General features: G+C 60.8%; 9 protein-coding genes and 2 pseudogenes. 4 read left to right on the top strand and 7 right to left on the bottom strand.

Annotated features, from left to right (window positions below; genetic code table 11):
- Positions 1 to 53: 53 nt before the first annotated feature.
- A complete protein-coding gene (locus tag ACSDR0_RS47340) occupies positions 54 to 455 on the bottom strand; it encodes a hypothetical protein (RefSeq protein ID WP_435295553.1) in 402 nt (133 codons plus the stop codon).
- 117 nt (positions 456 to 572) lie between these two features.
- Between ACSDR0_RS47340 and ACSDR0_RS47335 the strand changes: the two genes are divergently transcribed.
- The gene (locus ACSDR0_RS47335; protein ID WP_435295552.1) at positions 573 to 779 is read left to right on the top strand and encodes a hypothetical protein; all 207 of its coding nucleotides are present in this window, start codon (positions 573 to 575) and stop codon (positions 777 to 779) included.
- 734 nt (positions 780 to 1,513) lie between these two features.
- Here the strand turns inward: ACSDR0_RS47335 and ACSDR0_RS47330 are convergent.
- The 6 genes and pseudogenes from ACSDR0_RS47330 to ACSDR0_RS47305 form a co-directional block, all read right to left on the bottom strand.
- Positions 1,514 to 1,894: pseudogene (locus tag ACSDR0_RS47330) on the bottom strand (transposase); the annotation flags it as partial.
- Positions 1,895 to 2,976: 1,082 nt separating this feature from the next.
- Positions 2,977 to 4,131 (bottom strand): cysteine desulfurase family protein, encoded by a 1,155-nt coding sequence (locus ACSDR0_RS47325; RefSeq protein WP_435295551.1) that lies wholly within the window; start codon positions 4,129 to 4,131, stop codon positions 2,977 to 2,979.
- Positions 4,132 to 4,139: 8 nt separating this feature from the next.
- Positions 4,140 to 4,691 (bottom strand): dCTP deaminase, encoded by a 552-nt coding sequence (locus tag ACSDR0_RS47320; protein WP_435295550.1) that lies wholly within the window; start codon positions 4,689 to 4,691, stop codon positions 4,140 to 4,142.
- 41 nt (positions 4,692 to 4,732) lie between these two features.
- The gene (locus ACSDR0_RS47315; protein ID WP_435295549.1) at positions 4,733 to 5,350 is read right to left on the bottom strand and encodes a hypothetical protein; all 618 of its coding nucleotides are present in this window, start codon (positions 5,348 to 5,350) and stop codon (positions 4,733 to 4,735) included.
- A 292-nt stretch (positions 5,351 to 5,642) separates the two neighbouring features.
- Positions 5,643 to 7,808: a tetratricopeptide repeat protein gene (locus tag ACSDR0_RS47310; RefSeq protein ID WP_435295548.1), complete on the bottom strand. Its 2,166-nt coding sequence runs from the start codon at positions 7,806 to 7,808 to the stop codon at positions 5,643 to 5,645.
- Positions 7,805 to 8,998 carry a hypothetical protein gene (locus ACSDR0_RS47305; protein ID WP_435295547.1) on the bottom strand — a complete coding sequence of 398 codons (1,194 nt, stop codon included), beginning with the start codon at positions 8,996 to 8,998 and terminating at the stop codon, positions 7,805 to 7,807. Before ACSDR0_RS47305 ends, ACSDR0_RS47310 begins: the two co-directional genes overlap by 4 nt.
- A gap of 737 nt (positions 8,999 to 9,735) precedes the next feature.
- On the opposite strand from ACSDR0_RS47305, the pseudogene ACSDR0_RS47300 reads away from it, so the two are divergent.
- From ACSDR0_RS47300 to ACSDR0_RS47290, 3 genes and pseudogenes are all read left to right on the top strand, one after another.
- Positions 9,736 to 9,936, top strand: a pseudogene (locus tag ACSDR0_RS47300) (IS982 family transposase); the annotation flags it as partial.
- A gap of 68 nt (positions 9,937 to 10,004) precedes the next feature.
- On the top strand, positions 10,005 to 10,544 hold the full coding sequence (locus ACSDR0_RS47295) for a winged helix-turn-helix domain-containing protein (RefSeq protein ID WP_435295546.1): 540 nt from the start codon (positions 10,005 to 10,007) through the stop codon (positions 10,542 to 10,544).
- Entirely contained in the window at positions 10,454 to 11,101 is a 648-nt protein-coding gene (locus ACSDR0_RS47290) for a transposase (protein ID WP_435295545.1), read from the top strand. Before ACSDR0_RS47295 ends, ACSDR0_RS47290 begins: the two co-directional genes overlap by 91 nt.
- The last annotated feature ends 77 nt before the right edge of the window (positions 11,102 to 11,178 follow it).

Here is an 11,178-nt window from a genome sequence, read left to right as displayed (position 1 = left end):
CCACGACCGAGGCCGCCTAAGATCAACCCACGGCACCTACCTCGTCGAGCCTTTTACACCGCTCCGAGGACGCGACCCGACCACCTGCGGGAGGTCACCCGCTCCGACATCAGCGCAGCACTTGGACCGCTCAGCGGCTCACGACGCGCCACCACGACCAGCGCCCTGAGGTCACTGTTCGGATTCGCCAAGAAGCGCGGCCTGATCTTCTCCAACCCGACGACCGGGCTGAAGGGCCGTCCAGCGGACTTCGCCCTACTCCCAATGGCTGATGAGGAGATTCGGGCCATGAGCAACAGGCCGACGACCTCGCCGGACGAGTCATCATCGCCCTGGCCGCCGAGAACGCCGCTCGCACCGGAGCCATCCGAGGCCTGACGCTCGACGACCTCGACCTGGCCAACCGGCAAATCACCCTCGCCGGCCGCCGCCAGCGACTGGGCGACCTCAGCCATCGAGCACTCCGCCGCTGGCTCCGTCACCGCCGCACCACCTGGCCGCACACCAGCAACCCACACGTCCTCATCAGCAACAAGACCGCCCACGGCACAAGCCCGATCAGCCAGCAATTCGTGACGCTGAGGATGAACCGCACCGGATGCAGCGTCGACCGGATACGCAAGGACCGCATCCTCCACGAGGCTCTCGCTGGAGGGGCGGACCCGCTCCATCTGTCGCTGGTCTTCGGGATCTCCCACAGTACCGCCGCCAGATACTCCGCCGTCGCCGACGTCGCCGAGCCCCTACTCGCCGACGAACTCGACCACGTGCCTCAGTAGTAATCTTTCCTTGGCCTGTGACACCTGGGGGTCTGGTCGAACTCTCCGCGTTTTCAGACCTCACCGACCGAACTGGCGGCTGTTCTCGATGAAAGTCCTTCAATCTGGCTGAACTCACGGCGGACAAGGCAACAGCAAGACTGTCCGGACCAGTTGCTTCGGCGCTATCAACGCTTACTCCACTGGGGAAATCACTTCTTCGGAGGGAGGCTCCTTAACGACAGGCCGCCTCGGCACGCTGGCGTCCCGGCTGCGCAAGCATCCGGTCCCCTATGAGATCGACGGTGCCAGGCGGGTGCTGGACGACACCGCGCTGGCCGCCCTCGTCTACGGCCTGCCCGGGTACGGCCTGGGCGGAGACCGGCTGCCCATGGGGGCGGCTGCCTGGGGCGGTCCGCGACGCACTGAAAGGCGACAGCGGTTCGCTGATCGCGATGGCCAAGACATACGGCCACCGTTCAGCGACCAGGCCCCCGTCGGTGGCCAGCCCACCGCCCGCGCGTCCGAGGGAGTGTCCACCCCCTCGGTCGCCGTGGCGGTGGAGTGCAACAATTACCCGGCGCTGTGGAACCGACGCGCCTCATGTGGATGCCCACAGTTGACGTATGGCTGGCCCCTGGGCGCGACACCAATGTGGTTTGGTGGCGAAATTGGGATCTGCCGTGCCGCGCGGCAGGCGGCAGGCCGCCATGTACGGCTGGGCGTGCAGCGGGACATACAGCCGTACACGGCGTGGTCACGGTGACGATGCCGTTGTCGATCTTACCCAGTCGGCCTAGCCACTGACGGGACACATAAGCGGTGGCGTGCCCGTCTTTTCGGTCCTCGCTGTCGTCGATCACCAACACCCCACCCCGGTGCGGCACAACCGCCGGATCGGCCCGCAGCAACGCCACCCGCCGGGCGTTGACCGTCTCGGAGTCTCACACCGATTCCGACAGGAAGTACTGCAGGCGCTGCACCGCCGGATCGTTGATTTCCACCATCGGTTCGGTTCCGGCCAGATACGCGCGAAACCCGCGCCGCTACTCGAGTGCGGAGAACAGATCATCGAAACGCGCCGCGTAATCTTCCATCGGGCCAGGCACCACCGGGCACGGCAGGCGAGCGGTCATCACTCAGCCCCGAAACCCTCGAACGGGCATTAATTAGGTGATACCCGGCACGCAGCTTGATCCAATAGACCACCGGTACGTAACGTTGCGACGGAGTAGTCGCAGATGGCAGCCGGTCAATCACCAAATCCGGCGGACTGCAAAGAGCCATCAATGTTGCACCCGCTGATTCTAAGCCTTCAGCTGGATGAGCTCCTAAAGGGCAACCCGCCGGGTGAGATCATGGATTATTTCTGAAAGACTATCGACTGATAGCTTGGGGCTCGATATGGCCAATTCTGGCTTAGTCTCCGAGAGAACATAGTTCTCCTCAGCTTCGGGCGGGCCGGTTAGAATGAGCGAGGCCGTCATGGGCACCTTGGCGCTTATCGTGTGATAGGCAGAAGGGTGCAGAAGATATGTAAATCCCTTTGGCATAGTGAAATGTGCTTGGAGGTTTGCTGTAACTGATCCGATCCGCTCGAGTGAGAAGTCTCTTCCTCCGTTGGCACTCGCGTACTTGTATCGATGGAGAGGCCCTTCCTCATCTATGGAATAGATTCTATGTTCCAGTTCGCCACAGAGCACGACCGATCGGAACGACCACCAATGAGTGTGAATGTCGCTTTCAGTCCCCGCTCCACGCTCCGTCCAAACATGGAGACGGAGCGCACTTCCGTCAAGATAATTGCGTAAAACGATCTTAACGAATCCGTTGGTGTGAATATAACTACGCTCACAGATCTCGTTCAGAGTATCGGGGGAGAAAGAACTAAGTTCATGGAAGAGCTGCGCTGCCTCAAGAAGCGACGGTAGATTTGTCGTTTGCGCGGTCGTACCAATCCTCCCGTGCGGACTCACGATGCTCATTTGTGAACCTTCCTTTCAGAACTGTAGAGTTATTGACTGTGGACAAAGCAGTCTATAATTCGCGGTCGGATGCTCCAAGCGATGAGGAAGACTGCGCGGCGCCATCTCATATCTTGCAGGTCGTGTAATCATCGGGGATGCTACTTGACTCTCTGCGTCGGACAGTGCGCGGCGAACACTTCCAGTCCGCTCGGATTGTCTCTACGTACTGCCAGTCCTTGCTTCATATTGGATTAGTCTCGAAGCAAGCTAACAACCTTCTGGATTTCGTCAACTGCTGCGCCGGCATCTGTAGCTGTGGTAAAGCGGCCGAAACTTACTCGTACCGCCGACCGGCAGCGATCGATATCTAGGCCCATTGCGTGAAGCGTAGGCGATGGTTCTCTGGAACCTGTCCGGCATGCAGAACCTGTAGATATGGCAATCTTCGCAGCGCGAGCAAGATCCGCCCCGTCGATGTTGCGTATACTTAGGTTAAGGATATCCCACGTGCGATTCGTGGACGACCCATTGAGCTGGACGTCTACCCGGCTATGAAGATCACGAAGAAACTCCATGGAGATATATTTGATTCGCGATATCTCCGACGTGCTCATACTGGCGGTGAGTTCTGCTGCGGTGGCGAACCCGACAAGAGAAGGCACATTCGCTGTGGCTGAGTAGTCTCCCGGTACAGAAATCTTTGTCGCTGTGTTGTTGCGCACGTACAAGCACCCGATTCCTATCGGTCCATATATCTTGTGTGCTGAAAAGGTAGCCATGCTCACTAGTGCGTTGTCCACACGGAAGCCGGTCTTTCCGAAGCTTTGTGTAGCATCCGTATGAAGTGTTACGCCTCTGTCCATGCAGAGGTGGGAGATGCTTTCGATGTCCTGGCATACACCAGTTTCGTTGTTAACGTGACCGATGGAGACAAGTGCGGTGTCCTGGCGAATTTCCTTCTTGAGCTGGTCAGTATTCACCAGACCGTTCGAATTTACCTCTAGCCATGTCACTGCACCCCCTATCTTTTCGAGATGGCGTGCAGCGGCGATCACAGATGAGTGCTCAACTGGGGAGGTGATGATGTGCCCTGGTTTACTGCCAGCTGTGCCGGCGCTCACCATCGCGAGCCAGTTAGCGGATGTGGCTGATGGGGTGACAATAATCTGGTCAGGAGCTGTCGCGCCGATAGACGATGCAATGAGTTCGAGACTACGAATGACGGCACGACGGGCGTTCTTTCCATAATTATGAAGTACATTCGATGCATTGCCGAATTCTTGCGTAAAATATGGCAGCATAGCTTGCAAGACGCGTCCGTCGACTGGTGTGGAGGCCGCGTAGTCAAAATACATTGGAGCCTGTCCGAGATGCTGAGTGTGTGGTGATGTATCCCTTGTTTTCATATCGCGCATCATGTCGCTCTCGCGTTACCAAATTCGTCGGGAAAACGGCTTCCGAGTGTCTCCTGCCTTTCGTAGAGACGATGCCTTTGAATTTTGCGTTCACCAGGCACGCCGACCTGGGTAATGAGCATCTTTGCGACCGGCATATGCTCTTTGATGATTATGGGACTTGGGCCGCAATTATAGAGTTCAAGTGTCAGGCGACCGAATGTTCCAGAATCGATAAAGGGGCTGTCGAGATGTGTCATCAAGCCGATCCGGGCGACATGTGACAAGGCACCTAGAATTCCTGAGAGATGAGGCGGAAGCGAGATCTCTTCTGCTGTGCTGCATAGGACGAGTTTTCCCGGCTCCAGAATATGCCTGTCCCAGTCGGTTTGGACAGGATGGTAGAGCGATTGGATTTGAGTTGCTTGATAAGGATCTATGGGATGCGCTGCGCTCTTAAGTTCCTGGAGATCTGGGCCCAAGGTGACCAGCAAAGAGTCACCTCGAGTCCTGCCGGTCCACGAAAGCTCACTTCTCGCTATATACTGTTCGATTTCAACGTCACTCAACATTGAGTTCGCCCTCTTTTCTGGCATCGTCGAAGAAGTGCGAATTATCCAGCAGATGACATTTTGTTCAATAATTGCTTGTGGGTGGCGCGCATATTTTCCGTGAATGGGAACTCACGCCAGTCGTATACAGCCCCAAGTTGGTGTTGCGTTGCTACCACTCGGCGAACGAATTGCCTGGCGAATCGGTCCGAGGGCCATATTAGATGTGTGTCCGAGGTCGTTGAAAGATATACATAGCTTTCCATGTCCGTGCTGGCGAGATCGTAGAATTGCGCTAATTTAGTAGCTTTGCCGTCGACCGCTAGGAACCGATGCATAGCTTCATTAGCATCTGGAGTTGGAAGGAAGTGAATGTGGGCGTGATCTACACAGCTCGCCCCCACTTCGCATGCGCCAGAGCCGTGCTCGGCGATCAGTACAGCACTCCCTGTTTGTGTGCTGATGAGTGATCGAATTTCTTCAATTTCTCCCGCCATTTCACTGAGTTTTTCTCTTCCTAGGCTCGCCATGGACGTGACGTGCGTCAGCGGAATCAGCAAGGCATACCCGACCACAAAGGACCCGAGGCCGGGTGTGAGGACATAGTCGCGTGCCCGTTTCATCGTTCGCCAGGAGCCAGGCTTGTTAAACTCTTCACAAAATTCGCATGCAATTGCCATTGCTGATTTATCTTTCTTAGCTTGTTGAATTCGAGAGTCTCTTTAGTTGTCACTCGCCCAGCGGCACTGACGGATCGCACCGCCCCAGTGATTTGGTCATTTCCTGAGCTGCGGGCCGGCTACTGAAGGTCACGCGGGCTACTGGGGGCTCAGGTCGGGACGGGGGGCGTCAGACCTCCACCTGGGCGTTCATCGGCAGACGACGCGGCCGTTGTAGTCGCTGCTCGGGTCCTCGTGGTCGCCGTGCGGGGCGTAGATGTTCAACTGCATGTTCTTGCTGGCTCTGAGTTGGTCAAGCCGGGATGACGAGCTCCGGCATGACATCACTTACCTGTTCGATGTGGTCGGGCGAACTGTCGAGACAGGCCAGGAAATCCCGTCGAGCCAAGTCCGAATCGCCGAAGTGAAGATGACACAGGCCTCGCCCGTACCAGGCATCCGGGTCGGGCGTGGCGGCCAGGACTCGGTCGTAATCCTCGATCGCTTCAGCGTGCCGTCCGGCCTCCCGGAGGGCGACCGCCCGGTTGAACCGGATCGCGGGGTCGTCGCCGAGTTCCAGGGCTTGTCCCAGGTCATCCAGCGCGGAGAGTAGATTGCCCGCCTCATAGGCCAGCGCGCCCCGCATCGCCCACGCTTCGGCGCAACCGGGGTCGGCCTCGACCGCCGCGGTCAGCGCGGCGCGCGCGCCCGCCGCGTCGCTGTCCTCGGCGAGCAGCCTGCCCTTCAAACACAGCAACCGGGAGTCGTCGGCAGCCAGCGCCAGGCCCGTGTCAATGTGCTGCGACGCACGGGTGAGGTCGCCGAGTTCGCAGTACAGCGTGGCCATGTTCAGGTGAGTGTCCACATGAGCGGGATCCAGTTCGAGGACGTATCCGAAGTCGGCCAGCGCCCCGTCGACGTCTCCGAGCTCCAGCCGAGTGTCGGCACGGTTGTAGTACACCTCGGGGTACGGCGGGGACAATCGGATCGCCTCGTCGTAGCTCCGCACGGCGTCGCCGGGACGGTCGGCGCGGCGTAGCAGAGCGGCCAGCTCGAAATAGGTGGTGGAGTCGTTGGGGTCCAGGGCGATGGTGTCGGTGTACCCAGCGATCGCCTTGTCGACCTCGCCGAGTGCCGCGTGCATGGTAGCCACGTACTTTCGCGTCAGCACGCGATAGACCGTGTGCTCGTCGGGACCGAAGCAGCGGTCAAGGACAGCTAAGGTCTTTTTCAAAAGTCGCAGCGCTTCGGAGGGATTGCCGAGATTGAACTCAGCAAGAGCCAGACCAATGCGCCCGTTCACCTGGGCGAATTCCCGTTCCTCACCCTCCAGCAGCCGGCTGGCGTCGCACATCGCCTGGACCAGTACCGCACGGGCTCGTTCGTGATCGCGTAGCGGCGCGGGCCGGTGCTTGGTGTAGATCGTGGCAGTGACGTACGCGGCGTTGATCCTTGCCAGCGGTGCCGCCGTATTGCGGAGTTCGGCCAAGAGCGGTTCGGCCTCGGCGAGGCGGCCGAGCATGATGAGCGCCGTGCTGCTTTTGGCGATGAACTCGTCGGCCTCGTCGGCTGCGGCGATCGCTCTCGCCCGCACGACCGCGTCCAGCGCGGCATCGTAGAAGCCGTGACTGGCGCAATGGCCGGCCATGGCACGCAGAGCGGCGACGCCCGCTCCTGCCGGGTCGCTGCCATGTTCACGGTGGTACGGGATCGCGCCGAGCGTGAGGGAAACCTCGTCGCGTGCAGTCAGGACGGCGGCTCGGGCATCGTGCAGCGAAGCTCTGTCGGCCTGGGGCAGTGCCTCGTACGCGCTGAGCTCGGCCGGATCGTCGCTGGTGCCGTCGCTGTCCACGTACGCAGAAGCGAGCGGCTCGATACTGACGCGCTTCGAGATGAGCGAGTCGATCGTGCGGGTGTGATCGCGAAGCGCCGTCGACAGTCCCGACGGCGCTTGTTGGACGGTGGTGCCGACTACCATAGTGAGAACCTCGGGGTCCAGGCGGCGTAGCAGCACGGCGAGGAATTCCTGGTCGGTCGGGTCGGCCTCGTGCGCGTTGTCGACAACCAGCGTGTACGGCCCACCGCCCAACGCCACCGCATGGTCGCGGAAGAACTCAGCCAGACCGTTCGCGAGGCATAGGGTGCGCCCTCTGGTGTAGAAATGGGTACGCGTGGCGGACGGCTCAGCCGACATCAGCGTCTGACGCGACGCGGGTACCAAGTCCCGCAGTTCCCCGGCGGCGGCGAGGATCTCGATATCGTGCCGGGCCACCAGTTCCGGCCAGTGCTCGAGTGCTGTCGGCACCACCGCGCGCAGCAGCGTCCCGGCTGCCGTGTACGGGCCGCGTAGCCGCCGATGCGCGTCGGCGGTGGCCAGGATCGGCGGCACATCGAGTCCCGCCAGGGCCTTTGCACGATCCTCGCGATGCGCAGATCTGAGCCAGCAGTGCTGGTTGGCGACATGGATCCAGCGATTCATGACACGCTCCTCTTGCGCCGTCCCAGCCAGAGGGCGGCAGATATTTGTCCGAAGGTCAGCAGCAGGAAGACCACCGAATCGGCGATCTGTGCTCCCTGGCTTCCAGAGAGACGACTCTGCAGGCCGACAACGATGTGATAAAGCGCCGGGGCCACCGTGATGCTCAGCCAAGCCAGGCTGAAGCCGCAGCCAGCGACGAGAAGCCAGGAGTACCAGCTGGCGACGCGACGATCCACGGGTGACCAGGATTCTTCGGGAATCAGTCGATCCTGGCGGCCGAGCAACCGGTTCCACCTGTTACGCAGCACACCTTTGGCAGCGCCATGTAGATCCGTGCAGCCCAGCAAGGTGCTGAACAGGAAATACACATCGGTCTGCAAGTAGAGGGAGAACTGCCAAGCGAGCCGCATCAGGGCGGTGAACGCCAGCGCAAGGCAGATCCGGCCGGGAAGAGTCGAAGCTTCGAACAGGCTCGCGGCGAACGTCAGCACGATCATTGCCAATACATCCGCGAGCATCCCCGCGAGCACCGGCAGGTACCGCTTGCGGCGCTCCACGACAACCAGACCGTCCATCGTCGTTTCGAACACTAGAAAGTACAGTCGGCGGCTGATTCTCAGCCGGGATCGGATCCCGAGACGGCGGCCGGCCAGCGCGTGGAACGACTCGTGCACCAGCAGGAAGGGAATCTGGCCGAAGAACAGGCCAAGGGCAACCACGGTGTAGTAGTCGCTGAAGAACATGTGGCGATACTCGGGCCGCAGCTCCGGCATCTGGACGATCATGGCGGCCCAGGCGAAAAGCAACACGCTGTAGCCGACCCAGGCGACCGGTGAGAAGAGCGCCCGCCCCAGGCGCTGCCAGCGGACCGGCTCCGTCATTGACTCCTGGTCAGGACCACCGGTGAATTCAAGTTCTTCCAACGCATCCAGCACATCAGAAATGTCGACGCTCTCACCGTAGGTGGTCTTGTACCAGTCTGCGGCCTGCCGCGGAGTAGCGCCATCAGCGAGCTTTCGCACCAACTCGGCGCCGTCCGCAGGGAAGACCGCGTAGGAGTCGATGTCCGGGCGACCGATGGTCACGTCGTCGCCTTCCGCAAGGTAGACCAGGCGGCGCAGGCGCACTACCCGATCCAGATCCCAGTGGTCGACCGCTGTCGTTGCCACAGCTTCCCTTCCGATTTTCACGAGGTCGCCCCTTGGGCGCGGACCGCGAAGCCCACTCCCAAGGGGCGAAGGTCATTAGGTGAGGCAGACGGTGCCAACACTGGTTAGACGGACCGGACCAGCCTTACGAACGGCGATCTTCTTCATTTCGGTGACCTTTCTTCGTTCTGGACATGGAGAACGGCTGTTCGAGCACGATCCGCCAGCCCTCGATATTCGTAATGGGATTCCGGTGCGGCAACGCAGAGATCGAAACTCAACTCCGCCGCGTGAGCAGTGGAATCCGCGATAGAATAGATCACGATATCGATACGGCCGGTGCTATTACGCATATAGACGTACTCCAGCCGGTCAGTCGAGGGTCGCTGACATCCAGATGGACCTCAGTAGCTCGGCTGCATGATGCGCAGGTTCGGCAACAGGGCGATTGTTGCCCACCCCTCAGGCTTTCATCTACATCATTCCGTGCCATTAATCACTGGTATTCTGCCATTCGCACCACGGAGGCAAGGCTTCTTGACACTCCTGGTACGGCTGGTTCCGGACTCCGAAACAGCAGATCGAAATGGTGGCGGACGGACCGCCGGAGCACCAGGGGCCCACTGTGGAATGGCAGGGATACCACGGTATTTGGCAGTTTTCGAGAGGATCCGGGAGTCGAGAAGGCAGCGTATCCACTGGACGGCCGCGACGACGCCCTAAATGAATGAGTCCATGGCGTAGTGCGGAGATAAGACAAGGGCGCCCACCATCAGTTTGTGACGATCAAGTTGGACACCCTCGCAACCTCACCGTATGTGAAGGCCGATGAACCACTGAAGGCCTCACCAGGCTTGGCCCTGTGGCGGTCGAAGTCGGGTATCGCGCCCACGCTCAGCGACGCCGAACGGGTGACCTTGGCGGTCATGTCGGCGTTGCCAGGCTTCGTCTCCGAACGACGCTGGCTGCGCTATACCCACACCTACTGAGCTTGAACTCGTAGTGTCGTAGCTTCTGACATGCCTTGATTTCCGGGTACACCGGCATCATGAGGTACGCACAAGGCGGAGGACTGTCCTCCGAGCGAAGAGCGTTCCGCGAAAGGCTGCGGCTGCAGGCAGCCGAAAGGTTCGCCCAAGATGAATCCAGCACAGCCATCGCCCGGGACCTGCGGATCACTGTCCGGTCCGTTCAGCGATGGCGCAGGCAGTGGCAGGTCAGCGGGGCCAGGGCGTTGCGCTCGCACGGGCCTGCCTCCTTGTCTCGGCTCGGCGAGCGGCAACTCGCCGCACTGGAGCAGGAGCTGGCCAAGGGGCCGACCGCGCACGGCTGGCCGGATCAGCGCTGGACCCTGTCGCGAGTCACCCTTGTGATCGAGCGGCGTTTCCACCTGACCTACACCCTCCAAGGCGTGCGCAAACTGCTGATCCGCAACGGCTACTCCTGCCAGGTGCCGGCCCGGCGTGCGATCGAGCGCGATGCGGCGGCGGTGACCGGTTGGGTGAAGGAGACCTGGCCGAGCGTGGAAGATACGCGGCGGCGCTCGGCGCCTGGATCGTCTTCGAAGACGAGACCGGCCTGTCGATGACGCCGCCCATCATGCGCACCTGGAGCCCGCGTGGCCAGACCCCGGTCATCACCGTGCGAGGCCGCTCCCGGCGCAGGATCTCGATCGCGGCCCTGGCCTGCTACAAGCCCGGGCACCGCTCCCGGCTGATCTACCGGCCCCGCCTGGACACCCGCCCCGACGGGCGTAAATCCTTCGCCTGGAGCGACTACCGGGACCTACTGATCGCCGCACACCGTCAACTCGGCGGCCCGATCGTGCTCATCTGGGACAATCTCAACACCCACCTGGCCGCCGGGATGCATGCGTTCACCGCCGCCCAGAACTGGCTGACCATCATCCAGCTGCCCGCCTACGCCCCCGATCTGAATCCGGTCGAGGGCATCTGGTCACTGCTACGGCGCGGATTCCTGGCCAACATCGCCTTCACCAGCCCAGAGCACCTGATCCACACCATCCGGCACGGGCTACGCACCATCCAATACCGCAGCGACCTCATCGACGGTTGCCTCGCGGGAACCGGCTTGTCCCTTACACCGGCACAACCATCCACGACACCACGAGTTCAACCTCAGTAACGGTGGTTTGTTAAATCCGGACGTAGAGGTTGAGAGCGTGTCCGGCTCCGACGGCGGTGAGTAAGCGCTGGAGTTCA

It is taken from the genome of Streptosporangium sp. G11, from assembly GCF_051192615.1.
Classification (GTDB): domain Bacteria; phylum Actinomycetota; class Actinomycetes; order Streptosporangiales; family Streptosporangiaceae; genus Streptosporangium.
This window is presented reverse-complemented; position numbering and strand designations above follow the sequence as displayed.